Genomic DNA, 25,740 nt, shown 5'->3' with positions numbered 1-25,740 from the left:
ATCGCTAGTTGGGGGGAAGCTTAGTCTTTCATAAAGTACGCCGAGTCGAATTTTGCGCGGGAAGCGCTGTCCAGCTGAGACTTCTGTAGGGAGTCGAGCTGGGGCTTTTCATCCTCGTCCCACTGGTCCCAGTTTTCCGATTCCCGGTTTTTCCTAGGACAGGTCAGGCAAACGAGGCCTCCTTCGTTGAACACCCAAACGGCGCTGGAGCTGACATCCGAAGACCGGTAGCCGTTGGCGTAGATGGTGTTTCGGAGGATGTCCAGCAGGGATCTTTCCATGATGAATGGACGGTCGAAAGGCACTTGAAGGGTGAGGTTGACCTTTTGGTCTCTAAACTGGCCGAGACTGCTGATGTCGAAGCCTTCGTTGAAAGTCACCACGGAATCCATCACGGAGTAGGAGTACTGGAACTTCTGCGCGTTGGCCAATGCTTCGGTTTTGGTACGGCCTCGGGAGAAATACTCCTCCAGCAGGTTGACCGTGCTGTCTTCTGTCCCTTCGATTCTCAGATTCACGTGGTTGAAGGTAGGCTCGTCTTCCATGTCGTTGAGCTTCAGGACTAGCGTGCCGGCGGAGACTGGAAGGGCCGCCTCGGTTCTATGCCAGTTTTCCTCCTTGAATTGTGCGACGATTTTTGGGATTTGGAAGATGGAGATCCCCACGCAGAGCAGCCAGACTCCAAGCGCTACCAGTCCAAAACGTCCTCCGATCAGGTTCTTTTGCGCCAGCACACTCAAGCCAAGGAGCAAGATGATGATGCCCGGGATGATCACCAGCCCGATGCTGGAGAACACCAGCCAGAGCGGTACCATGTCGGTGAAGAGCTCGATGGGGAAGTTGTCCATCAGGACTCTATAGTCCGCGTCGGTCACCCCGAAGTAAGCCGCCAAGGCGATCAAAGGTGTGATGGTCAGCGACAGGCCGATGAAGAAGATGATCAGTCCAAAGATCACCCGGATGACGTTTCCGAGGAATTTGCCCAAGGGACCCAATGCCGAACCGATGGCGTCAATGACCTTGCCCAGTACCCGGAAGGGAGCCATCAGGATCTTTCTGGTCTGGGACTCGGGAGCTTGGGGAATGGGATTGATGCTTTCCTTGATCGTGGAGTCGATGCTGTCCAGGGTGATCTCGCCGCCTTTCATCTTGATGCGCTCGGTGATGGAGCTTGCCACAGGCGTGATGATCCAGAGGATGAGGTAGATCAGGATGCCAGATCCACCGGCGAAGGCCAGCAGTACAAAAGCCAGTCTGACATAGACGACCTCTACGCCGAAATAGGCCCCCAGACCGCTGGACACGCCTCCCAGGACTTTGTCGTCGGGATTTCGGAAGAGCTTCTTGATCTTGGTGTCCTCGGTCATCTCGTAGGAGACCGGCAGGATGATCCACAGCACGATGTAGGCGACTACGGCAAAGAAGCCGAAGCTGAGGTTGACACGGAAGTTGTCAAAAGGAAAGATGTCCAGAAATCCCGGACGGAAATTCAGGTTGCCACTGAAGAGCAGCAGGATGGCGATCAGTCGGGTCCACAGTGGATCCACGGAGAAATAGTTGGCGATGCCGGCGCACACGCCGCCGAGGATTTTTTTGTTTTCCAGGCGCTTCAGTTTTTTGTAGCCGCCGGATTCGCTGCCGGGAGGGGCCACATATTTGTAGAAGTCCTCTTGGGTGGAGTCCCCCTCGTCTTGCAGGATTTCTTCCTTTTCCTCTTCTACCACAAAGTCCGCGATGGTGCCCATCTTTTCGATGAGTTTGTCCACGTTTTCGGCGGTGATGACCTGCTTGTTGTTTTTCAGGTTGCTCAGGAAGATCTCCGCGATGCGGTTTTCGATGTCGGAGATGATCTCGTGGTTTTCCTTGTAGTTGGAAAAGTGCCTGTTGATCGCGTCGAGGTATTTTCTCAGGGTGTCGTAGCCGTCTTCTTCGATGTGGAAGAGAATGCCGGAGATGTTGATGCTTATCGTCTTTTTCATGGTGAGTCTAGTTTAGGGTCGCTTCGGGATCAATTCTTGGAGGTGATTTCATTCGTGGAATTGACCAGGGAAGCCCAGGTGTCGGACAGGGTGAGCAGGAAGTTTTTCCCCTCCTCGGTGATGGAGTAGTATTTCCGAGGCGGTCCGGCTTCGGACTCTACCCAACGATAAGTGACGAGTTCGGCAGATTTGAGCCGGTTGAGCAGGGGATAGAGGGTGCCCTCGACCACGATCATCTGAGCCTGGGTGAGCTCTTCGATCAAGTCTGAGGTATAGACCTCGCCCCGGGAGATGATGTGCAACACGCAAAACTCCAAGAGTCCTTTGCGCATTTGAATCTGAGTGTTGGCGACGTTCATGGTTGGATGATTTAGCGCCCTTGCAGCGCGTGGTATTCGTTTCACTTGCCAGGGATAAAAGAAAAATAGTACCAAAGTTTTCCAAGCTACCTTGTATAGCCTAATTCCTTGCAAAAACTAAGCGCTGGGGATGGCAGAGTTCTGGAAAAGACGCCTTATCTGCCCCAAAAACGACTTTTTTGAATAGTCCAAAAAACTCCGGTTTTTTGGGGTGGATTGCTGGCCTTTCCTTTCAGTCTGCTGGAATGTCCACGTGTGTGACATAAAAGTGTCCGTCTGTGTACAGCGCAGAGGCCTTAGTTCAATTAAAAAGCGCTGGCTCTATGGGGAGTTTTTGAAATTGGATTATTTTGTCGGACAAATGAGCCACACCCGATTTTTGATCCTGCTTTCGCTTTGCCTCTTCCCTGGATTGTGGATGGGGGAAGCTTTCTCCCAGGATCTCACCCCGAAGTATTCCAACGAGTTCCTGAGCATAGGTGTGGGGGCAAGGGCTCTGGGGATGGGAGGGGCGCAGGTCGGGGCGGTCAGGGACGTCACCGCCGCCTATTGGAATCCCGCAGCGCTTACTGCGATCCGGCACGAATACGAGTTTTCACTCATGCATGCGGAGTATTTCGCAGGCATAGCCCAATACGACTACTTGGGGTTTAGCACGCCGCTCGGTGACCAAAACCAAGTCGCAGCTTCGCTGATCCGCTTTGGTGTGGACGACATTCCTGACACGCGCTTTCTCTACGACGCCAATGGCGCGATCAACTACAACAATATCCAGTTTTTCAACGCTGCGGACTATGCCCTGCTGCTGAGCTTTGCGCGGGACTTTTCGGAGAAAATCAAACTGGGCGCCAACGCCAAAATCATCCACCGCAACGTCGGCAAGTTTGCGCAGGCCTGGGGTTTTGGGCTCGACGTCGGCGGCATATACCTGCACAAGCGCATGACCCTAGGCCTGATGGTGCGCGACATCACCACCACCTACAATGCCTGGACACATGACGCCGACCTCGTGCGGGATGTTTACTCCCAGACCAACAATGAAATTCCGCTAAACACCGTGGAAATCACCCTGCCCAAGGCCATCGCCAGCATTGCCTACGATTGGAAGCTGGGAGAAAAGTTTTCGCTTTTGACGGCATTGGACTTGGAGACCACCTTTGACGGGGAGAGGAATACGCTGATTTCCAACTCGGCCTTCAGCGTAGACCCAAGATTTGGCCTGGAGCTGGGCTTCAAGCAGCTGGCCTACCTGCGCGGTGGGGTGAGCAATTTCCAATACATCAAGGACTTCCAGGGAGAAAAGTCGCTGAGCTATCTCCCGGCTGTGGGTCTTGGCGTGGTCCTCAGTGAGCGCTTTCAGATCGATTATGCGCTCTCGGATCTTGGAGATGTGTCCGAGAGTCCCTATTCACATATTTTCAGCGTGAAGGTCAGCTTGGAAAAGCTTGCGGATGATTTCAGAAAATTTAATTCCTGGGAGCGATGAGCGTGAAAAATACCTTGATCTGTTTCCTTCTTTTGGTTTTTACGAGCCAGGCCGCTTGGGCGCAGCTCCCGGTTTGGTACGACTACTCCAATACCTACTATAAGATCCCCACTGCCCAAGACGGGATCTACCGCATCTCCGCCGCTTCGCTAGAGGCCTCCGGGATCAACACCGCCAGCATAGATCCGCGGATGATCCGCGTGTACCATCGCGGCCAGGAAGTGGCTATCCATGTGGAAGGCGAAAGCGACGGCAAGGTCGATCCCCAAGATTTCATCGACTTCTACGGAATCAGGAACGACGCCGAGCTGGACAAGAGGCTCTACTCGAAGTTTCCCTCGGTACCCAATCCCTATTATAACCTCTACACCGATACCACGGCCTTTTTCCTGACAGTCACTCCGGGAAGCCCCGGCAAGCGCATGGCCCAGCGTGCCGCGCCCGCGACCAATCTGCCCCAAGTGGCCAGTTTTGAGACCGAGCAGCTGCAGGTGCTTTCCGACCAGTTTTCTCTCGGGGCCGAATATGCGCTGGGATTCCGGCTCTCCACCTATGACCAGGGCGAGGGCTGGATGGGCACTAACATTACCAAGGGATCGGCGCGGGAGCTGGTGTTTTCCAATCTCGGCACGCTGCTCAGCACCGGCACGGCAAAGTTGGAGATCGGCCTGGTCGGTAGATCCTACCATCCCCACCTGGCGGTCATCAGCGCTGGGCCCGCGACGGGAACCCAGCGGACACTCAGCCAGGCCAGCTTCAGCGGGTTCGAATATCCCCAGCTCACACTGGACCTGCAGATGTCCGACTTCAACGCCAACGGTACTTTGGTGGTGAAGGTCACTCCCCAAGGAGCCGAGTCGGTGGATAACATGTCCATCGCCTACGCCAAAATCACCTTCAGAAAACCAATCCAGAGCGGGGACTTTGCCGCCAGGCTGATGAACTTCCCGGTGGGCAGCCAGCGGGCAGTGATCACCCAAGTGCAGCAGAATTATGTGGCCGTGGATGTCTCCAACCTGTACAATGTCCAAAAGGTCTTGGTCTCCAGGTCCGGGACGACGCTGAGTTTTGCGGCATCCGTGCCGGGGCAGGCCAGCAAGATTTGGGTGCAGCCGGAGCAAAGCCTCATCCAAGTAGGAGCGATGCAAGCGGTGAAGTTCAAAAACTACCTCGCACAGGCGGCGGACTACATTCTCGTCGGTCATCGGGAGCTGGAAAAGCCCAGCTCGAAATATTCCAATCCCCTGAAGAAATACGCCGAGCACCGGGCCTCTTCGCTGGGAGGCGGTTTCGATACCTTGACGGTGCGGATGGAGGAGCTATATGACCAGTTTGCCTATGGGGAAAAATCCCCGCTGGCCTTGTACGAATTCCTGAAAGCCTACTATCCCGTCCACAAGCCCACGCACCTCTTTTTGGCGGCAAGGTCGCTGGCGGTATATTCTACTGCCCGACTCAACAACCAGACCGTGTACTACCGGAAAGCCCCGCAGGCTTTTGCCTTTCAGGACTTGGTGCCGGTGGGCGGCTATCCTTTCTCCGACAATGTGTATGTCCTTGGACTCGATCCGGAGAGGCCTTTGTTTCCAGCCATGGCAGTGGGAAGGATCCCTGCCAAAACCTCCCAGCAGGTGGAAGACTACCTGGACAAGGCCATCGAAAAAGACCAAGTCGGGGTGACGGAGCCTTGGCAAAAAGAGTTGGTGCACCTGAGCGGCGGGGTGTCGGAGTTTGAGCTGGAGCGATATTTTGGGTTTTTGAATGGCTTCAAGGCCGTAGCGGAGGGTCCCTTCCTCGGAGGCAATGTGACTACCTACCGCAAGCGCTCCAACTCGGTAGTCGAGGTGATCGACATCTCCGGGGACCTCAACGAGGGCCGGAGCATGCTTACGTTTTTTGGGCACGGCTCGCCGACGGTGATCGACATCGAGATCGGCTTTGCCTCCGATCCCACGCTGGGCTATGCCAACAAGGGCAAATACCCCGTCATGCTTTTCAACGGCTGCGACTACGGCTCTGCTTTCACTCCAGCTTATACCCAAGGGGAAGATTGGGTGATCACGCCCGAAAAGGGAGCGATCGCCGTGATGGCCAACTCCTCCATCGGTGTGGACGTGTATCTCCGCCGGTACTCGGATGCTTTTTATCGCTATGCCTTCTCCGACAGCTCGATGATCTATCGTACCGTGGGGGAGGTCAAGATGAATGCGGAGCGAAACTTTGTCGAGCTCTACGGCACCAGCCCGCTCAACTACTCCCACATGGAGCAGATGATCATGTTTGGAGATCCGGGTGTACGCATGTTTCCCGCCAATAAGCCCGACTATGCCGTCAAAGTGGAGGAAGTGGCCTTGGGGACGTTTGACGATTCCCCGCTCTCGGCCATCTCGGATAGTCTCAAGCTGAGTTTTGTGGTGAGAAACCTAGGCATCACCCATCCCGATTCCCTGGATTTCAAAGTCTCGCGCACGCTGCCGGACGGGACGATGGTGAGCTTTGACCCAGTGAAGATCCCCGCGCTGGACCGTGCCGATACCTTGGTCTTTTCCGTGCCAAACTTCCTGGTGGACGCGGCGGGGGAAAATCAGTTTACCATCTCCCTCAATACCGCACGAACCGTGGAGGAGATGACCTATGCCAACAACTCGGTCGTCTATTCTGCCTTCATTCCGCTGAGCGGTACCATCAACCTGTTTCCGGCGGATTTTGGCATCGTGAGCCAAAAGGAAATCAAGCTCCTGACCCAAGCGCCCGGGAAGCTCACCGAAAGCCGCACCATCGTCGTGCAGCTGGATACGACCTTCAACTTCAACTCGGCCTACCGAAAAGAGATCCGGTCCACCACCGCCGGACTCGTGGAGTGGCCGGTAAGCCTGCTGGCGGGAAGCGACTCGACCACCTACTACTGGAGGTCACGGTACGAGGAGCCAAAAGCCGGGGAGACGGACGCCTGGACCAATTCCAGCTTTTCCTTCATCCCCAATACCGGCAATGGTTGGACCCAGCGGGAAAATGAGCAGCTGGACCAAAGCGGTCTGGAAAACATTGCTCTGGACGCCAGTCGCAGCTCTTGGCAGTACATCAGCCAAAAAACCGGCATAGAGGTTTTTACCGTGGGGGCTGCGGTGGATTCGCTGAATTTCAGGAATACCCAGTTTTACTACGATCAGGTGCCGCAGATTATCGACAATGTGAACAATGCCAACAGCAGGCTTTGTCCCAACGGCTCTTTGGGACTGGTAGCGATAGACCAAAAGACCCTTTTGCCCTACCTGGCGATCCCGGTGCCTGGTTTTGATATTTTGGATTCCAGAGCCTGCGGCCGTGTGCCACAGATGATCCAGAGCATCCAAAACGCCTGGATCACCACGCCTGGCAACAACATGCTCCAAGAATACACCGCGGGCGTCAGGCCAGGCGACTATGTGGTCATCTTTTCCGTGGGCAATGTGACCTTTGATGCCTGGCCGGAGCGGGCCTACCAGAGTTTGAAGGAGTTTGGCGCGAATGAGGCGACACTCCGAACGCTGAAAACCGGCGACCCTTACATCCTCTACGGACGCAAGGGCATGCGGGCAGGTGAAGCCATCGAGATCGTGGGCAATCCCAATTTTGCCGTGCCGCCCTCCCAGCAGACGCTCAGCTTCGAATCCGAAGTGGAGGGCTACCTGACCAAGGGCGTGATCCTGACGCCAAAGATCGGTCCCGCATCTGCTTGGGAGCGTTTTTTCCAAAACGTCAACGCCCGCAGCTGGATCAACGAGGAGCAGTTTACCGGCTTTGACATCCTCGGAGTGAGGGAAAGCGGGGAGGAGGAGCTCTTGCTCGGCAGAGTCTTGGACACCGAGATCGACCTCTCCAGCATCAGTCCGGCCAGCTATCCCTATCTGCGGCTCAGGTACTCCATGGACGATCCCAATTCTACCCAGCCTGCCCAGTTGGACAAATGGCAGGTAAACTTCGAAGGAGTGCCGGAGGGGGTGCTTTTGGAGAAAAACCCGGGAGATCGCATCCGTCTGAGGGAAGGCCAGAGTGCCAAGATCGATTTTGTGTTCAAAAATGCCTCGGTGTACAGTTTCTTGGACTCCATCCAAGTGGACTGGAAGATGACCAACAAAACCACAAACAAGGTGGAAAACTTCAGCAGGAAGTTTGCCGCTGTGAAAGCCGGGGAGCAGTTTGAGTTTTCCGTCGAATTCAACAGCGTCGGAAGGGCAGGGGAAACGGAGCTGGAGGTTTTTGCCAATCCGCGGATTCTGCGTGAGCAGACCTACCGCAACAACCTCATTGACCTCGGGGTGGCTTTTGAGGTAGAGGGAGACAACTCGACCTCCCTGTTGGATGTGAACTTTGACGGGATCTACATCATGGATGGGGATCTGGTGTCGCCAAACGTGATGGTGACGGCCTTGCTCAAAAATGACCAGACCTTGCTCTACAAGACCGATACGCTGGGCATGGAGATCTTCGTGAAGAAAAACTGCGAAGGCTGTCAGTTTGAAAAAATCAACTTCTCCAATCCGAATCTGAGCTGGACTCCGGCTTCGGAAGACGAAGATTTCCGCGTGTCTTTTGTGCCCGGTCCTTTGGAGGATGGGCTCTACACGCTGCGGATCGCCAACGAAGACTCACCCCAGCCTTACGAGATCACATTCGAGGTGGTGAATGAGTCCCAAATCAGCAATTTTTATCCCTACCCCAATCCATTTAGCACCTCCGTACGCTTTGTGTTTACGCTCACCGGCTCGGAGATCCCCGACGAGATCAAGATCCAGATCATGACCGTGACGGGCAAGGTGGTGAGGGAAATCCTCCAAAACGAGCTAGGTGCCATCCGTATCGGCAATAATATCACCGAGTACGCTTGGGATGGCCGGGATGAGTTTGGCGACCAGCTGGCCAACGGCGTGTACATCTACCGGGTGTTGGTCCGCAAAAACGGCCAGTTCATGGAGCATCGGCCCACTGCCGGAGATCGGGGATTTACGAAGGGATATGGCAAAATGTATCTGCTTCGCTAGGATCGGCCTTTTTTCCAATTGCGGTACAGTCCCCAGAAGCTGACCAAAAGCAAAAACGCAAGCACGGCGACTTGCCAGGGATCTCTCAGGGCCTGTCGCGCATCCACGATCGAGCTGGCCAACAGGCCCGTGACAAAAGCGATCAAGGTTCGGGGCAGCATGCCTGGGACGCCGTAGAGCAGGACTTTTTTCAGGTCTATCTTCAGCGAGGCAAAAAGGAAATTGGAGATGGCAAAAGGGATGACGGGACTGATGCGGATGAAGAAAATCAGGCTTTGGGGCCGCTGGATTCTCCGCTCGATTTCTTGTCGCAGCTCGGGCTTTCTCAGATACAACAGCCCAAGAAAGTCTGCGTTGATCGCTTTTCCCAGGAGGTAGCCGATCACGTTGGCTAGAAGGTAGCCAAAAAACAAACCGGGAAAGCCCAGCCATCCAAAATAATAGCCGGTGACCAAGGCAGTGAGCGTGGTGGGAAGCAGTGCCAGCCCGAGCAGGGCGGAGACCGCCATCGTGAAAATCGCCTGGGCGGGAAGTCCTCCAAGACCCAGGCCTTCTAGGCTGTCGGCCCTGGAGAGCAGTACCAGACTCCCCAATCCAGGCATGAGCGCCACCCAAATCCAAGCCAATGTCGCCCCAAAGTGGGCTCGGAAGTACTCCCCCAATGTCTTGAATATACTGGCCTTTTTTGTCATATTTGGCTGGCTTTCGCCTGGTATTTTGCATTTGCTCCGGCAAGTTTAGCATTCCTGGCCGGATTTTTCCTTAATCGATCCGATTCATCTGACAGTCACTTCCCCAAGCATTTAAACTCAAAGTATTTTATGAAATCGAGCATGTCGCGAGCGACACACATTGGGATGAATATTCATCATGCGAGATTCCATGTAGCCACTAAACAAAAAATTGTAATCACATGAAATTTGGTACCAAAGCCATCCACGCTGGTGTGAGTCCCGATCCGTCCACGGGTGCGATCATGACCCCGATCTTCCAGACTTCTACCTATGTCCAGAAATCCCCCGGCGACCACCTCGGCTATGAATACAGCCGAACCCACAACCCCACCCGTACCGCACTGCAAAACTCGCTGGCGGCATTGGAAAACGGCAAGCACGGGCTTTGCTTTTCCTCCGGTCTGGGAGCTATCGACGCGGTCGTCAAGCTCTTCAATCCCGGTGACGAGATCATCTCCACGAGTGACCTCTACGGGGGGACCTACCGTCTTTTTACCAAAGTCTTCGAGCGCTACGGCATCAAGTTCCACTTCGTGTCCATGGCCGATCCGGAGTCTCTCACAGCGTATGTGAACGAGAAAACCAAGATGGTCTGGGTGGAGACGCCGACCAATCCGATGATGAACATCATCGACCTGAAGGCAATGGCTGCCTTTTCCAAAAAACACGGACTGCTCCTCGCAGTCGACAATACCTTTGCTTCCCCCTACCTCCAAAATCCCCTGGATCTCGGTGCGGATATCGTGATGCACTCCGTGACCAAGTATCTCGGAGGTCACTCCGATGTGGTGATGGGGGCATTGGTGGTCAAAGACGACGAATTGGCTTCCAAACTTGCATTTCTTCAGAATGCCTGCGGGGCGACTCCGGGGCCGCAGGACTGCTTCCTGGTACTCCGCGGAATCAAGACCCTGCATCTGCGCATGGAGCGCCACTGCCAAAACGGAAAGACGATCGCCGCCTACCTGAAAAACCACCCCAAGGTGGACAAGGTCTACTGGCCGGGCTTTGAAGACCATCCCAACCATGACGTGGCCAGGGCGCAAATGCGCGATTTTGGCGGGATGATCTCCTTCACCCTCGTGGGCAACCAGCTGGAAGACGCCAAAAAGGTAATGGAGAGCTTCCACCTCTTTTCCCTTGCGGAGTCACTGGGAGGGGTGGAGTCACTCTGTGGACACCCTGCCTCGATGACCCATGCGTCCATTCCTAGAGAAGAGCGGGAAAAGGTAGGCTTGGTGGATTCGCTGATCCGACTGAGTGTGGGTGTGGAGGATGCCGAAGACCTGAAAAACGACCTGGCCAAGGCTTTGGCCAAGATCTGAATTAGCCCATCACTTTCCTGAGCAGCTCAAAGGCCTGTCTTTCGATCTCGGAGGACAGGCTTTTTTTCTCTTCCTTGAGCTCCTTGATCCAGACCATGTACTTTTTGGAGATGTCGTCTTTTTCTGCCAGGAATCCCGAAAGCGCCTGAAAAGCGAGGTGGTTGGAGTACCAGGGCTTGAGGTTTTCCTTGAGCTGGTTGATCTCCTCGTGGATGGACGAGACAAAAATGGGATTGAAGCCCAGGCCCATGAGGAGGTTTTCGAGCATGATGATCTTGCGCAGGCTTTCGAACAAATCCCTGAAACCTTGGCTCTGGAGCGAGACCTTGAGGTCGTGGTGGAGGAAGTCCAGCTCTTCCTGCACGAGCTGGTTGATGGCGGTACTGATGACCAGGGGCTTGATGCCGCGGCTGGAGACTTGGGCTTTGTGCTGGAAATCATCCCAGGTCTTCAGGGAGCTGCCGACCACCAGGTCAAAGGCCTCCTTTTGGATCTCCTTTTTCTGGCTGGCCAGGTAGTCCTTGAAGCTCAGATAGCCCAGTCCGGAGGCTGATTCCCTCGCCTTGAGGCTGCGCTCTACCAGCTTGAAGTGGTGGGTTTTGCGGAGGGATTTTTTCAGGGGTTTGAAAGGCAAAAACAGCTCTGGCCCCCTGCTGGGATCTTCAAAGTGGATCTTGCCCATCAGGTCTGTGAAGAGCTCCAGAAACTCCAGCTTAGTCTGGAGCTCGATGGCTTTCTTTGATTTGACCTGTTTGCCTAGGACCAGAAACAGGGCTTTGGCTTCTTGGTGTTGCTGCTCAAAAATCTGGTAAACCGGAGAAGTCTTCGCTTGCATGGGATCAGGATATTCGCACCAAGGTAGCTCCGTAGCCCCATTGGTCTTTCTGGGTGTCCTGAAAGTACTTAATATTTCCTAATTGACTCAGGCGCTTGTGGATTTCTTTTTTGAGCACTCCGTTGCCCAGACCATGGATGAAGGTGATCTCGTCCATGCCCGAGGCGATGGCTTGGTTGAGGTTGGTTTCGAAGGCTTCGAGCTGGATGCGCATCTTCTCCGAGTTGCTCAGGGAGTCTGGATTGGCGTGGAGCTGCTCGATGTGGAGGTCGATGGATCGGGGTGGCTTCACGGCTTTGACGGGCTCGGGCTTGGGGCTGATTTCCTTCAGCTCGGCATTGAGGCTGCGGATGTCCAGCTCTTTGGTAGTCTGCTCCATGGCAAAGAGGTACACGTTTTTGCCAAGAATCGGGGCCTTGCTCAGGTGCTTGAAAAACTGCGTCGCCTTCATCTTCAGCTGGCGCTCAAAAGGTGGGATGGCCTTTTCCAACTTGTTTTGGATGGGGATGAAGCGGAGCAAAAATGCCGGCCAAGCGTCCAGCTCCTTCATCAGTCGGTCGTCGATCTTTTTGCTTTCACCCGGATTCAGCGCCCCGGCATAGAGGGTGCGCTGGTTGCCGCCGTGCACCTCAGACGCATGGGCGAGGTAGGGCTGGTGGCTGTCGTTGATCAGGTAGAGGCTGAGGTTTTGGTCGTTGATCGGGAGAAAAGCCAAATACAGTCCCTGGTCTTTGGGCGCTGAGATCGGGAGAGGGGCCTCGGGTTCCTTTGTCGCTCCCGCGTTTTCCCCGAAGTAGCCCTTCTCCGCCTCGGCGATGAGGACCACCTCAGACTTCATGGCGGGGACGATGAAGCCGTCCTCGATTTCTATCTCTATCCTCCCGCTGGAGGATACTTTTCTTATTGTTCCTTCTTCCCGTCCGTGCAGCAGTCTGACTCTGTCTCCGATGTTCATTTTCCCAAGGCGTTTTTATAAGTGTCCAGTGCTCTTTGTCTGGCAAATTTATAATCAACCATGGGTTTTGGATACTTATTTGTCCCTAATTCCGGAATCCATCGCTTGATGTAGGCCAGATCCGGGTCAAATTTCTTCGTTTGGGACTCGGGATTGAAGATTCGGAAGTAGGGCTGGGCGTCGGTGCCGGTGCCTGCTGCCCATTGCCAGCTGCCGTTGTTGGCGGCGAGGTCGTAGTCCAGGAGCTTCTGCGCAAAGTAGGCCTCGCCCCATCGCCAGTCGATCAGGAGGAATTTGGTCAGGAAGGAAGCAGTGATCATCCGGACCCGGTTGTGCATATAGCCGGTCTCGTTGAGCTCCCGCATGCCGGCATCCACGATGGGAAAGCCGGTCTTTCCCTCGCACCAGGCCCGAAACTCCTTTTCGTCGTTTCTCCAAGGGATGCGGTCGTACTCAGGCTTGAAGGCCTGGTCCACCACCTGCGGGTAGTAGGCGAGGATGGCCATGTAAAACTCCCTCCAGATGAGCTGGTTGAGGAAGGTGCCGTTGAGTGGGGCGGCCAGCAGCGCCAGCTTTCTCACCGAGACCGTGCCAAAGCGGAGGTGGATTCCCAGGCGGGAAGTGCCCTGCTGGGCAGGAAAGTCCCGTGTCTCGTCGTAGTGCCGGATCAGCGCTTCGTCCGTGGCTTTGGATGGGATGGGAATGTCTGATTTTCGGAAGCCCAGCTCTTCCAGGCTAGGCATAGTCAATGCCTTGGAGGACTTCAGGTTTTTCCAGTTGGGGCATCCGAGTTCTTGGATTTTTCTCTTTTCGAAGTTCTCCAGCCAGGTTTTGGAAAAGGGCGTGAAGACCTTGTAGCATTCGCCGGAGCCGTTGAGGATCTCTCCCGGCTCGAAGATGACCTGGTCTTTGAAACTCAGAAAAAGCACCTCTTTTTTCTTCAGAAGCTTTTCCACCCGCTCGTCCCGCTCTTTGGCGTAGGGCTCGTAGTCGCGGTTGGTATAGACCGCATGCAGCTCGTACTCCCCGGCCAGCTCTTCAAAAACCTCCTGTGGCGTACCGTGTCTGACCAGCAGGGAACTTCCTTTTTTCTCCAGACTGGACTTGATGTCAGCCAGCTGGGCATGGATGAAATCCACGCGGGCGTCGGCTTTTTCCTCGAGCTTGTCGAGGATGTTTCGGTCAAAAATAAAAAGGGGAAGTACGTTCTTTTCCTGCTGGAGGGCGTAGTACAGTCCGGTGTTGTCTTCGAGGCGAAGGTCCCTGCGAAACCAAAAGAGAGTCGTTTTGTCCATAAGCTTTTACCCACTAAAAGCGGATTGGGTCTGGAATTGTTTGGGGAATCGACCAGGCGAAGCGAGGCTACTGGTTTTCCTTTGGGCGGATGCAGTCGTCCGGGATGGGCAGGGGAGGGTCTTTGCGTGGAGGCAGGTTTTCCAGGTCCAGCGGTTTCCAACGTTCATCGCCCTGATATTCCTTTCTCAGGAGGTCGTCTGTGTCGTTGATGTTGAGCTGCTTGTCCTTTTTTCGGGTGATTTTCTGAAACAGTTCCGAAAAGGAGTTGAAGGACACGTTTTGGGTGACGGAGGCGCCGTAGGTGAGCACGTTTTGCGTGAGCGAAAGCGAGGTGAAGGTGTTGTAGTTGTTTCTGTTGAAGATGCGGAGGCGGTAGACGCCGTCTTCGGTGAGCATGTATTCCGCCTGCCAGTCTCCGATCACGGATGCGGCGCTGGCGTTGCCCTGGTTGTCGGTGAAGCCCCCGTCCCGAGAGACGCGGAGTCGGCCGTCCAAAAAGGTATAGGCCACGGACAGCTGGAAGTTTTCGAGGGTGTTTTGGTCTAGTGTAGCGAGGTCGACATTGACTTCGAGGTTTTTGTCCCACTGCCCGATGAAGCTGTTGAGCTGGGAGGAAAGCAGGCTTCCGAGGCTGGAGGAGATCGTGGCTACGCCCGAAAACTGTCCCTCGGGGGAGAAGTTTCGCGTCATGATCACGGAGAAAACCTGCCTGTTCATCTCCTGCTCATCTGCGGCGACGCGGCTTTGGAAAGCCGAGATGGTCGTCTGCACGTCGCCGCTGGAAGGGAACTCGGAGAAGTCGAAGCTAAACCTGATGTCCGGCGAGAGCAGCTCTCCCTGCAGGTCCATGAGCACTTTCAGCGGGTATCGCCGTCGCATTTGGCTGTTTTCGGAGACTGAGTTGGACGCCAAGAGAGGCTGGAGGGAGATGTTTTCCTCATAGATCGCTTTCAGGTTCATCACCCCCTGATACGGATCCCCAAACCAGGTAATCCTCCCTCCGGGCTGGATCACGAAGTCTTTTTTCACGACGTTGTAGAGGGAGAAGTTGTATTGTCCTTGGGTGATCTCGTAGTTGCCGGTGAGGTTGAAGTTGCCCTGGGTGTCGATGTTCATGGTGAGTACACCCCGTCCGCGGGCTTCGAGGCTTTCCTCGGTTTTTGGGTCGATGATGATCTGCGCAAAGGCATCGGGGGTGATGTCCAGGATGAAGTTCATCCGGATGTTTTCAATGTCGAGTCGGTTGGTCTCCTCGGACAGCTGCTTGATGCGGACGGTATCCTGGATGTTGATGATCTGGATGAAATCCTCCTGGTACTGGGCATTGCTGCTGGTGAGGGGGATGTAGATTCTGGTGTTGGGCTGAGTGGTGGCTCGGGCATTGATGTCCAGGTTGGTCGTGCTGCCCTTGATGGCCAAGGTACCGGAGGCGAATGCGGTGCCGTAAAAGACCTCGTTGTCCTTGGAGGTCGTGTTCAGTACCTGGAAATTGTTGAGGTTGGAGTTGATATCCAGGAAGATGTCTTTGAATCCCCGGTGGTTGAGCCCGCCGGTGAAGGTCGCCCGATTGGAGTTTACGTCCTTGAAGACCAGGTCTCTGAAGCTGACTTGGGTGGGCTGGAAGAGGATGCTCCCATCCACCACGTAGTTGGTGTTGAGGTAGTTGATGTGGAGTTTTCCCCCGTCGATCCGGCCGCTTCCCAGCACCTCGGGCATGGCCATCGTGCCCCGTACCTGCAGGTTTCCGGTCACGGTGCCGTCGAGATTGGTGATGTATTTGGACAGAAAGGGCTCAAAGATCACCAGATTGGCTTCCGTCATCCTCGCCTCCAGGTCGATGTTTTGGTAGGCGAGCTCGATGGAGCCGCCGATGTCGATTTTCTTTTGGCCGTTGATTTCGTTTTCCAGCTTGAGTAGGAGCTCGTTTTCCTGGAGGTTGGCCGAGCCGGCGATGTTGCCGATCGGAAAGCGGTTGATCTCGGTGTCCTCGATGAAGAGCTCTCCCTCGATGAGCGGCTGGTTGAGCAGGTTGGTCAGACGAAAGGCCCCGTTTGCCGTGCCCAGGAAATCCTGGGTGGTGATGGTGTTTAGCACATCTATGCCCACGTCACGGAAGAAGAGGTCCAGGACTTCCTCTGGGTTTCGGCTGATTTTCCCGTCCACGCCCAGCATCTGTCGGTCGTGGAGTATGCTCAGCTTGGTGAAAGCGATTTCTCCCTGGGAAATGAGGATCTGGTTTTCGGGGTCAAAATCCCAGTCCTTGTTGAGCACCCGAAGTACGGATGGCTTGAAGTGCAGCTGGGTGCCGGTGGAGGAAAAGGTCGTTTCGGCCTCGATTCTTGCGCGGCTTTGGGTAGAATCCTGGTCCAGGCTCAGCTGCAGGTCGAGGTTATCCTGATCCCAGATGGCCTCCAGGCCCAGATTGGTAAAGCCAAGGGTGTTGCCCACTTCCTGCTCTTTGGAGTAGATGTAAAAGGAGGCCAAGATGTCGGCGCTGTTGATGATCTTGGAGGTGTTGAAGTCGATGTTGGTGCCAAAGGCCGTGTTTCCCTGATAGCTCAGCGTGTCTATGCTGGTGAAAAAGTTGAATACCGTGTTTTCCGGGGTTTGGTAAAAAGCCCCTTCCAAAATCGTGTTTTTGGAAATGGAAAGGTCAGGCTGAAAAAGCTGGATGATGGGATTCAGGTTTTGGAGGCGGACATTGAGGTCGAGGTTGTAGGTTTCCGAAAAGTTTTCCCCCAAGTCGGCGATAGGTTGGGGCTCGTTCAGGAGGATAGCCAAATACTGAGAGCCCAGCATGTCCAGGTCTTTGAGCATCTGCTCCAGCTCAAACTGCCCCGATGCCGCCGCTACCAAGTAGTCCGAATTGATCGACAGGGTGCGTGTGCCTCCGGCGAACAGGGACTGGAAGAAGAAGTCACCCAAGTCCAGAAAGCGGTCTTCGTAGCCGATCTTGATGTCGGAGAAGCGCGCGATGCCCTGGATATCGTCCAGGTTGATGCCCTTGGTGTCGATGTCCAGCTTGCCGCTGAGGAAGGTAGGGGTTTGGGTCAGGTTGATGCTGTCCAGAAAGACCGAATCCACCTGCACCACCATGCGGACGGAATCCACGGATTTTTCGAGGTTCAGGTAGCCCTGGGCCGTCGCCTTTAGGTTGGGATCGTTGATGGCGAGGTTGCCACGAAAGAGGTTGAGCCCATAGGTGGCGTCCGTACTGATGTCGGAGTAGGTGTAGTTTTTGAAGCCAAACTGGGAAATGTGCGCATCCAGGTCCACTAGGGCGTTTTCCAGGGTGTTTCCTTTGAGGTTTACCGTTCCGTCCAAGCTTATTTTTTGGAGTAGCTCGCGGTCTTCTGTGAGGATGCCGAGATCCAGACGCTCCACCTTCACGCGGGACACCACAGAGGGAATGCCCTCTACCAGGTCAAAGTTGACCCGCCCGTCGATGTCGCCGATGCTGGTTCGGAACTTCCCGTTGGTGATGAAGCGGTTGAGCAGTCCGGCAAAGTCCGCATCCATACGGATCAGGTTGAATTTGTTGACCTGTTTTTCCATCTCGGGACTCAGGTAGGGCGCCAAATCCCGCGCCGACACGACCGAGTTTTTGAGGGAGAGGTGGATGTAGGTGGTCTCGATGTCAGGCAGTCCATCCAGCTCAAACGCCCCAAAAAGGGCTGTTTTTTCTCCCAGACGGATCAGAAACTCGTCCGATTTCATGTCCGATATCGGCCCCACGACCTCCCCGCTGAGGTAGATTTGGTCTTCGAATACGGGAAGGGAAGGAGCAAAAAGCCGAAGGTCTCGCAGGTCGATCTTGGTCTCGTCCATTCGCGCCGTGAGCTTCACGTCGTTCACAAAATCGGAGTAGCCCTCGGGGCCGGTGAGGTCCAGCCGGATGTAGTCCTTGATATGGCTGCGTGAGGACTTGAGGTTGAGCTTGTCCAGCTCGATGTACTTGGGCGAATAGGTCAGGTCGGTCTTTAGCTCTTGGATATCCAGACCGGAGGTGGACTCTATCCCCGTGAGGCGTAGGATGTCGATGCCGATTTCCGCACCTTCGAGTCTGAAATCCGCCGCGCTGCCGGATAGCTCCTTGAATACCATGCGGTTGTAGTCGAAGCCCTCCGTGATGGGTTCTTTGTTGGAGTTGACCAGCGAAAACTGGGTCTGTCGCAGCTCGATGGCGCTGATGTAAAACTTGGCTTTGGTGGCGGTGGTGCTTTTGGCAGTGAATAGGTCGCTGATCTCGTCCACCCAGCGGTTGATGTTCAGGACCGAGTCACCCTCGTGGGTGAGGAGATTGACCTGGGCACGCTCCAGGCGCACCGCGTCTATGGTCGGGTCACCAGGCGGGATGAGCGAAAGCAGGGCAAAGTCCGCGTAGAGCGTTTCCGCTCCGATCATCACGCTGTCCTGTTGGTCCCGGATGGTGACATTTTTCAGCTCCAGGGCGTCCCACCAGGTGAGTTTGATGCGGCCGATTTCTGTGGTGAAGTTGGAGTTGGCGTTGAGATAGCCGGTTAGGCGGTCTACCATCCAATTTTGTACTGCCGTGATCTGCAGGGCGAGCGCCATGGAGATGACAAAAAGCAGCAAACTAAATACTACCCAGAGAACCACCCGGAAAGCTTTGTACAAAAAATCCGTAACTTTCGAGTTCTTTTCCAATGGGTACCAAAGATATTTCTATACTAGCAATCGAATCCTCGTGTGACGAGACTTCTGCCTCCATTATAGTCAATGGCAAAGTACTCAATAATATTGTGGCCACACAATCAGTCCACGAAAAATATGGGGGCGTGGTTCCCGAGTTGGCGTCTCGTGCGCATCAGGAAAACCTCATTCCCGTCGTCCAGGAGGCCTTTTCTTCCTCGGGTGTTTCCAAAGAGCAGCTCTCCGCGGTGGCCTTCACCCGAGGGCCCGGCCTCATGGGATCCCTGCTCGTGGGGGTGAGTTTTGCCAAGGCTTTTGCGCGCTCGCTGGACATCCCGCTCATCGACGTGAACCACATGCAGGCGCACGTTTTGGCGCACTTCATCGAGGACCCCAAGCCTGCTTTTCCCTTCCTTTGCCTCACCGTCAGCGGCGGGCATACGCAGTTGGTTTTGGTGAAAAGCCACCTCGAGATGGAAGTGGTCGGCGAGACCCAGGACGATGCGGTGGGAGAGGCTTTTGACAAGACGGCCAAGCTGCTCGGCTTGCCCTACCCCGGCGGTCCGCTCGTGGACAAGTATGCCAAAGAGGGAAATCCCAAAGCCTTCAAATTCCCGGTAACGCGCATGCCTGGGCTGAATTATTCCTTTTCGGGGATCAAGACGGCCGTGCTGTACTTTCTCCGGGATCAGCTACAGACGAATCCCAAATTCATCGAGGAAAACCTGCCTGACCTTTGCGCCAGCATCCAATACACGCTGATCGAGATGCTGGTGATCAAGCTCAAGGAGGCCGTGAAGCAGTACGGTGTCAAAGAAATCGCGATTGCAGGTGGTGTGTCTGCCAACTCAGGCCTTCGAAACACGCTGGCCGAACTGGCCCGCCGAAAAGGCTGGAACCTCTACGTGCCCAAATTCGAATACTGCACTGACAACGCCGCCATGATCGCCATCGCGGCCCATTACAAGTACCTCCAGGGCGAGTTTGTCGGGCTCGACGTCACGCCCCTGGCCAAAATGAAACTCTGATATGTCCAAAGCCAACCGCTTCGAGAAAATAGTCAACATCAAAAACAAGAAGGCAAGCTTCGAGTTTGAGTTCATCGACACCTATGTGTGCGGGATCACGCTCAAGGGCACGGAGATCAAGTCCATCCGCGAGAGCAAAGTCTCGCTGACGGAGGCCTTTTGCATGTTCCTCGACGGGGAGCTCTACGTGCGCCAGATGCACATCTCGCCCTACAGCATGGCGGCGAGCTACAACCACGTGGCCGTGCGGGACAGGAAGCTTCTCCTGAAGAAAAAAGAATTGGAAAAGCTGGAAACTAAGTCGGCCGAAAAGGGTCTGGCAATCATTCCGGTTCGTATATTTATCAACGACCGAGGTCTGGCAAAGATGGAGATCGCGCTGGCCCGAGGGAAGAAAATCCACGATAAACGTCAGGACCTGAAGGAAAAAGATGCAAAAAGAGAGCTCCAGCGAATGGCCTTTGATTGATGCTTTTGGGATATGTCGACAGACTATCCTCCCTGTTTACCGCCAACCCACTTTTGATTCCGCCCTAGTCACCCAGCTGCTTTTTGGGGAATGCTACCAGATCAACGGACTGACCGCCGACAGGCAGTGGTTTCGGGTCTACCACGAGGACACCGGCATGGGCGGCTGGGTCTGGGCCACGCTCATCAAGGAAATCACCGGAGACGAATACCAGAAGTTTCTCAACCAGGACTTTCAGGTCGTCACCAGCCCCATCGCCGCCATCGAATACCTCGGCTCCAGCCTCTACCTCCTGCCCGGCAGCCGTCTCCATTTTTCCGAACTCGAACTCTTCAACTGGCAAGACCACGTCGGCTTCACGGGCAATTCCCGGCCCCATGTGCTCAAGGCGGATCGGGAGCAGCTGGTCCAGATCGGCCTATGCTTTCTCAACGCACCCTTTCAGGCGGGTGGCCGGAGTATTTTTGGGATAGACGAGGAGCAGGGCTTTGCCTTGATCCTCGCCATCGCGGGCTACAGCTGGAAGTCGGGCAAAATTCCCGGCAAAAGTGTGGAGCCCGAGGACGCACTTCCCGGTGATTTGTTTATTTTCAGGGACTTGGAAAAACAAAAGTCCCATTTTGGTTTGTTTCTAGGTTCGGAGGAAATCCTCTGGCTCGACAACCGCATGAAAGTATCGGATCTGGACGAGTGGGAGGATTTTTTGAGAAACAATACCGGAGATCAGGTCAGCATAGACACCCGGGCAATCGTCACATAAGCTATGGAAAAGCGCGTTTTGGTACTGAACTTGGATCACTCTCCGGTAGCGGTCGTGCCGGTCAACAAGGCCATTGTGCTCTGTCTTTTGGAAAAAGCCAACGTGCTCACCACCTACGAGCTCCTCCAGATCCGCACCGTGAGCCGCAGCTTTGCGTACCCCGCCGTCATCCGGCTCAACCAGTACAAAAGCATCCCCTTCCGCGGCGTGCTGCTCAACCGTACCAACCTTTTCCGCCGGGACAATGGGGAATGCCAATACTGCGGGAGCAAGCGCCACTTGACCATAGACCACATCGTGCCCAAGTCCAAGGGCGGCAAGACCAACTGGACCAACCTGGTCACCGCCTGCAACCGCTGCAATGTGAACAAGGGCGACAAAACCCCCGAGCAGGCCGGATTGGCCTTGCGGTCCGAGCCTTTCAAACCCTCGCTTTCCTATTTTTTGGCGGAATACGCCGAGCGCCAAGCGGAGGAATGGCTACCCTTCCTGCCCAGTCGGGTGAGGACGGATTGCTAGCGTTGAGCAAAGAAGTTTTTCCAACGCGTTGCCAAAGTCTCCGAAATGGTTAATTTGATCACGGAAACAGCCGGAAAGAATCCTTCGTCCAAAATGGATATACACGACACTCGGTAAGGGAGTGGTACTTATACGGATGTTAGAGGTAATATTACACAATGAGGACTATTTTCTGCTCACTCTTAATTTTCGTTTGTTTTGGAGCCTTTGCTCAATATTCGGTGCCGCTAACTAACGGGCAAACCTTAACATTTATCAACGCTGAATCCGACAATTTTGAACATGAGTTGAGTGGGGACACAGTCATCATTCAACAACTCTTCTTTGATGGTTTAGACGGCTTGGAGATCAAGTTTTCAGAACGCCCCATGAATATCAGACTAAGTTATGAGATTGATTTCTTTCAATATACAATTGACGATAACCCAGCTGGACCTCTCGAACCAACTTACTGGACTAAACCGTCTCTTTTCTACGGGTCAATTCTGCCAGATAATTATGGCAACCACTTGAATACTAAGCAAACTTTCAAATATCTCGGTTTCAATTCACAGTCCGATTTTGCTAACTACTTTTTAACGAACTATCCGAAAATCAAAGAATTGTCGCTTCTGACTCAAACTAACTTCATTAATGGATTACTGGAAGATGAACGATTTCAGGAGTGCTGTCCTGAATACATTCAACAAGGCAAAGAATTTTTAAGCAAAGAACCCTACGATTTTAAAACTCTTGGAGATCTAGCTCTTGAACTGGGTTTTCGAACAACTTTACTGGAACTTACCTACGAAACTGGCAAACGATATGTCAAAATCAAAAGGTAATCCGCTCAACTTAAAATATGACTGAACAACCCAAAATTGAATTTAATCCGCTTCAAGCAGTAGGAAAATTAATAATGCAACTGTTTGGACTTGTTGGAATGGTCAGTTTTACTGAGGATCTTGTAGCTTGGAAAGCTCGGATAATCAAATTATCCATAGCCTATCAGAAGATAGTTTACTACCCATTTTTTCAACTGAATATCTCAATACCCGAACGCTTGATTGACTACTTTTTCATAGGCTCTCTTCTAGGTATTTCATTTGCCAAAGCTATTAACTACGGCATAAACACTAAACGATTGTCAACGAGAGGAATTGACAGTATGGGGGCTAAGATTTTCTACTTTATCCTTTACCTTTTGTTTTGGCCTTTGGGGATGTTGATAACTCTTAAACAAGTTCTTATCGGGGAAGCTGATGAGAACGAAAGATCAATCAAAGTAAAGTTTCTACAATGGTTAGGAGCTGCATTAATCTTATTTTTCTTGGTGTTAACCATTAATACCCTATGGTTGTAGTGGAAGCAAAAAGAAAACCTTTGACAATCGCTGTTCCATACAACCCTTTTTAATGACAAAATTATTTGACAAGGCCTACTTGATTTTTTGCTCGCTATTCCGCTGATCCTGTTAGTCGGTTTTTTGGATAGAGATTCTAACTTGGATGTGAATGCATACGACACGTATTACATCATCTCTTACTGGCAGTTGGCGTTGTGGACTTCGATACTTTTCGGAATAATCACGCTTGTTTGGCTCTTGGAAAAAGTGGTAGCGATCCGCGTACTTAGATCAGTGCTGGTCTTCATCGGGATGGTGGGGACGGATTGCTCGCGTAGAGCAATGAATTTTTTCCGACACCTTGCCAAAATCTCCGAAATGATTAATTTGACCACGGAAACAGCCGGAAAGAATCCTTCGTCCAAAATGGATATACACGACACTCGGAAAGGGAGTGGGACTTATACGGATGTTGTAAGCCATTAAAAAAAACGTGAGACACCTAATTCCAATATTCTTATTCTTATCCATTGCACTTGACAGTTCTGCTCAAACTGACAGCTTGAAAAAGGTAAACCCGAGCTATACCAAAATGCTTGTGGGTACAGAAAATATTTATGCATTGAATTCAAGCGGACAACTTGTTGCTTGGGATATGGAGAACTTAACTAGAACCTTTACGAGTGACACCATTGTAAAGTACACCTCCATTGCCAAAGACAACTCGAATAAAATCTACCTAGGAACATCACATGGCAAAATTTTCACGATTAACGAAGATGACTATTCAACTGAGCTGCACCTTGAATTAAAAAAGGACTACATAGTCACTGATATCTTTTTCAACTCTGCAGATGAAATCTTTCTAATAGTTCCCTACGCTGTCTATGACCCGATAAAAGATGAAAATTGGACAAATTTCGAACACCAGCCAAATGGTGTGATTGTGTCGAAGCGATTCTTATTCTTCTTTTGGAAACGTACAAACCATTACTTTGACATGCCACAATATACTTTCATAGACAGTCAAGACAGAATTTGGATGACTAGGAGCTTTGGAGAGTTTGGTGGATCAATACAAATTTTCGATACTCAAAATAGGACAGAACTAAGTGCGGACATTGAAAGTCTAAACTATGGCTCACTCTTTCCAAAGTCGGTATTTGAAGATAAAGACCAAAACGTTTATATCACTTCTGGTCATCAACATTTTATGAATAGTGGCGACATTTTTCAAATTAGTAACCATACCGCTACCAAAATTTATGACAGTGAAGATTTCAGAGACACTGCAGAAACTAATCCTTTTGGTGGTGGAGTTTTTGTTGGACCAGGCACATATAACCCTTTTGACAACAAAATCTATTTTGCCACAACAGACGGATTTTATCGAGCTACAATTCCGAACGAAGGAAGAATAGAAAACCCTGAATTGATTTTTAAACCAGAATTACTTTGGGATAGAGAACCTTTGGCAATTGGAGTTTCAATGTCCGTAAAAAGATTAGACTTCACAGAAGACAATAGACTTGTTTTCCTGACTTCAAATAATGGAATCGGGATTTATGATGGGAAAGAATTAAAAATGATAAAATAAAAATGGCTTTCATCGGCTATAGCAAATGCGGGCAAACTGCTTTAAAATGAAGATATTTTGGCCAGAAAGCATTTGGTCTGACGGACAAAGATTCGTTTTCAAAATCCTGCGCTCAAATCAAGACATGGCTACGTGCGAGGCCAGAGTTTTGTACTTGCTAATCCCCATCATTATAGCTGTGAGTTACCAGCTTGCCGGGTAAATCCACTCATTCGACTTAGTATTTTGGATATTACGGCTGATTACCAGTGATTCTATTATTCGAAAGCATCTCCTACCTCATCCTCTCCAGCTCCGCTTCCGCCGCGATAAATCCAAAGGCGGAGAAGTTTTTGCCGCCGACCACTTGCTGGAAGATCTCTTTGGCGCGAGCGCTGTCTCCCTTTGCGAGGTACCAGTTGCCGACGCCATAGCCTTGGGTGGCCAGCGCCAAATCCACGTCAGAAGTTCCTGCACTGACTTCCAGAAGTTGCTCGGCGGGGATGAGCCCCTGGTACATCTGGAGGCGGAGGTAGTACGATTCGTTTTCGATGATCTCCATCCCTTCCGGAGAGATGAGATCCAGCACTTGTTGGGCTTCCGCTTTCTTACCGAGCTTTTGGTAGGTCATGTAAAGCCAGTCGGCCGTGGCGCAAATCAGGTCGTCGTTGTCCGACACGAGCATACACTGTTCGTAGGCTTTCGCGGCTTTTTCAAAGTCCCCCTGTAGGTAATAGGCAAGTCCCAGATGATACCAGACGTTGAATTGGGTACTGGACAGGGGGATGTTCAGCATGTTTGGGATGCCGTCGGGCTCGATTTCCAAGGGCTCTTGGGGCATCAGCGCCGCGGCTTTCTCGAAGTCGGCAGTAGCATTTGCAAAATTCCGGGTGGTGAGGTAGCGATGGCCGCGGTGTCGGAGCAGCCTGTAGGAATCGGAAAACCGAGAAAGCCCCTCCGTGAAGGTTTCGATGGCCGCGGCATAGTGATAGGCATAGGCCTGCCTGCGCCCCAGCCAAATGTAGTTTTCCTCGCTGGGATTGGCTTCGAAGTTTTCCTTTGCTACCTGCAGGTTGCTGTCGAGTCGGGCTTGGCTTTTTTCGGGGAGTGCGGGAACGGGAAAAAGCCGCCCGTCCAGGCCCTTCACCACTTCCGCCCTAGGCTGGGATTCGGGAGCTTTCCCTCCGCCGCATCCGGCCAGGAGGATCAGGCTGAGGAGGAGAAGGAAAAATTGGGGTGGAAGTGGTTTTCTGTTCATACTGGGTTTTTTCTGTCGAAGAGAAGATCGGTTTGTAACAATGGAAGGGCTTTGGATTAAGCTGTGAAAACTGGGAAGGGATTTTCTTCCTTGATCATTTTTTCGCTTTGCGATCAAGAGCTCCATTTTTTCAAGCTGAATACTACTCTTTGTGTTTTTAGGT

General features: G+C 52.9%; 18 protein-coding genes. 10 read left to right on the top strand and 8 right to left on the bottom strand.

The genetic code is table 11. From position 1 onward, the window contains the following. Positions 1–20: 20 nt before the first annotated feature. On the bottom strand, positions 21–1,979 hold the full coding sequence (locus tag J0A68_RS11005) for a PspC domain-containing protein (RefSeq protein WP_206578269.1): 1,959 nt from the start codon (positions 1,977–1,979) through the stop codon (positions 21–23). A 29-nt stretch (positions 1,980–2,008) separates the two neighbouring features. After that, complete coding sequence (locus J0A68_RS11000; RefSeq protein ID WP_206578268.1) at positions 2,009–2,338, bottom strand: PadR family transcriptional regulator; 330 nt, start codon at positions 2,336–2,338, stop codon at positions 2,009–2,011. Positions 2,339–2,699: 361 nt separating this feature from the next. On the opposite strand from J0A68_RS11000, the gene J0A68_RS10995 reads away from it, so the two are divergent. Beyond that, entirely contained in the window at positions 2,700–3,824 is a 1,125-nt protein-coding gene (locus J0A68_RS10995) for a putative type IX sorting system protein PorV2 (RefSeq protein ID WP_206578267.1), read from the top strand. Further along, the gene (gene porU2 / locus J0A68_RS10990) at positions 3,821–8,845 is read left to right on the top strand and encodes a putative type IX secretion system sortase PorU2 (protein WP_206578266.1); all 5,025 of its coding nucleotides are present in this window, start codon (positions 3,821–3,823) and stop codon (positions 8,843–8,845) included. The genes J0A68_RS10995 and porU2 overlap by 4 nt, the downstream gene beginning before the upstream one ends. Here the strand turns inward: porU2 and J0A68_RS10985 are convergent. Beyond that, complete coding sequence (locus J0A68_RS10985) at positions 8,842–9,537, bottom strand: TVP38/TMEM64 family protein (protein ID WP_206578265.1); 696 nt, start codon at positions 9,535–9,537, stop codon at positions 8,842–8,844. The genes porU2 and J0A68_RS10985 overlap by 4 nt on opposite strands. Positions 9,538–9,758: 221 nt before the next feature. On the opposite strand from J0A68_RS10985, the gene J0A68_RS10980 reads away from it, so the two are divergent. After that, positions 9,759–10,904, top strand: coding sequence for a cystathionine gamma-synthase (locus J0A68_RS10980; protein ID WP_206578264.1), 1,146 nt, complete (start codon positions 9,759–9,761; stop codon positions 10,902–10,904). Position 10,905: 1 nt separating this feature from the next. Here the strand turns inward: J0A68_RS10980 and J0A68_RS10975 are convergent, their stop codons facing one another. The 4 genes from J0A68_RS10975 to J0A68_RS10960 all read right to left on the bottom strand — a co-directional run bounded on the left by J0A68_RS10975 (position 10,906) and on the right by J0A68_RS10960 (position 18,628). Beyond that, complete coding sequence (locus J0A68_RS10975; RefSeq protein WP_206578263.1) at positions 10,906–11,739, bottom strand: hypothetical protein; 834 nt, start codon at positions 11,737–11,739, stop codon at positions 10,906–10,908. A 4-nt stretch (positions 11,740–11,743) separates the two neighbouring features. Next, the gene (locus J0A68_RS10970) at positions 11,744–12,694 is read right to left on the bottom strand and encodes a Smr/MutS family protein (RefSeq protein ID WP_206578262.1); all 951 of its coding nucleotides are present in this window, start codon (positions 12,692–12,694) and stop codon (positions 11,744–11,746) included. Then, the gene (locus tag J0A68_RS10965) at positions 12,691–13,989 is read right to left on the bottom strand and encodes a cryptochrome/photolyase family protein (protein WP_206578261.1); all 1,299 of its coding nucleotides are present in this window, start codon (positions 13,987–13,989) and stop codon (positions 12,691–12,693) included. Before J0A68_RS10965 ends, J0A68_RS10970 begins: the two co-directional genes overlap by 4 nt. 67 nt (positions 13,990–14,056) lie before the next feature. Continuing rightward, entirely contained in the window at positions 14,057–18,628 is a 4,572-nt protein-coding gene (locus J0A68_RS10960) for a translocation/assembly module TamB domain-containing protein (protein WP_236025538.1), read from the bottom strand. Positions 18,629–18,657: 29 nt separating this feature from the next. Between J0A68_RS10960 and tsaD the strand changes: the two genes are divergently transcribed. The 7 genes from tsaD (at position 18,658) to J0A68_RS10925 (ending at position 24,340) form a co-directional block, all read left to right on the top strand. Continuing rightward, positions 18,658–19,671, top strand: a complete 1,014-nt coding sequence (gene tsaD, locus J0A68_RS10955; RefSeq protein WP_206578260.1) for a tRNA (adenosine(37)-N6)-threonylcarbamoyltransferase complex transferase subunit TsaD — start codon at positions 18,658–18,660, stop codon at positions 19,669–19,671. A 1-nt stretch (position 19,672) separates the two neighbouring features. Beyond that, positions 19,673–20,140 (top strand): SsrA-binding protein, encoded by a 468-nt coding sequence (smpB, locus tag J0A68_RS10950; RefSeq protein WP_206578259.1) that lies wholly within the window; start codon positions 19,673–19,675, stop codon positions 20,138–20,140. Then, positions 20,103–20,900: a hypothetical protein gene (locus J0A68_RS10945; protein WP_206578258.1), complete on the top strand. Its 798-nt coding sequence runs from the start codon at positions 20,103–20,105 to the stop codon at positions 20,898–20,900. Before smpB ends, J0A68_RS10945 begins: the two co-directional genes overlap by 38 nt. A gap of 3 nt (positions 20,901–20,903) precedes the next feature. Next, positions 20,904–21,419: an HNH endonuclease gene (locus tag J0A68_RS10940; RefSeq protein ID WP_206578257.1), complete on the top strand. Its 516-nt coding sequence runs from the start codon at positions 20,904–20,906 to the stop codon at positions 21,417–21,419. 158 nt (positions 21,420–21,577) lie between these two features. Beyond that, entirely contained in the window at positions 21,578–22,243 is a 666-nt protein-coding gene (locus tag J0A68_RS10935) for a hypothetical protein (protein WP_206578256.1), read from the top strand. Positions 22,244–22,260: 17 nt separating this feature from the next. Then, positions 22,261–22,761: a hypothetical protein gene (locus J0A68_RS10930; RefSeq protein WP_206578255.1), complete on the top strand. Its 501-nt coding sequence runs from the start codon at positions 22,261–22,263 to the stop codon at positions 22,759–22,761. Positions 22,762–23,305: 544 nt separating this feature from the next. Next, the gene (locus J0A68_RS10925) at positions 23,306–24,340 is read left to right on the top strand and encodes a hypothetical protein (protein WP_206578254.1); all 1,035 of its coding nucleotides are present in this window, start codon (positions 23,306–23,308) and stop codon (positions 24,338–24,340) included. Between the two features lie 274 nt (positions 24,341–24,614). On the opposite strand, the gene J0A68_RS10920 is transcribed toward J0A68_RS10925, so the two are convergent. Beyond that, positions 24,615–25,577, bottom strand: a complete 963-nt coding sequence (locus J0A68_RS10920) for a tetratricopeptide repeat protein (protein WP_206578253.1) — start codon at positions 25,575–25,577, stop codon at positions 24,615–24,617. Positions 25,578–25,740: the final 163 nt, after the last annotated feature.

The organism is Algoriphagus oliviformis (assembly GCF_017254915.1).
GTDB classification, from domain to species: Bacteria; Bacteroidota; Bacteroidia; order Cytophagales; family Cyclobacteriaceae; genus Algoriphagus; species Algoriphagus oliviformis.
Note: the sequence above shows the minus strand (reverse complement) of the source record. Positions and strands in the feature narration are given on the sequence as shown.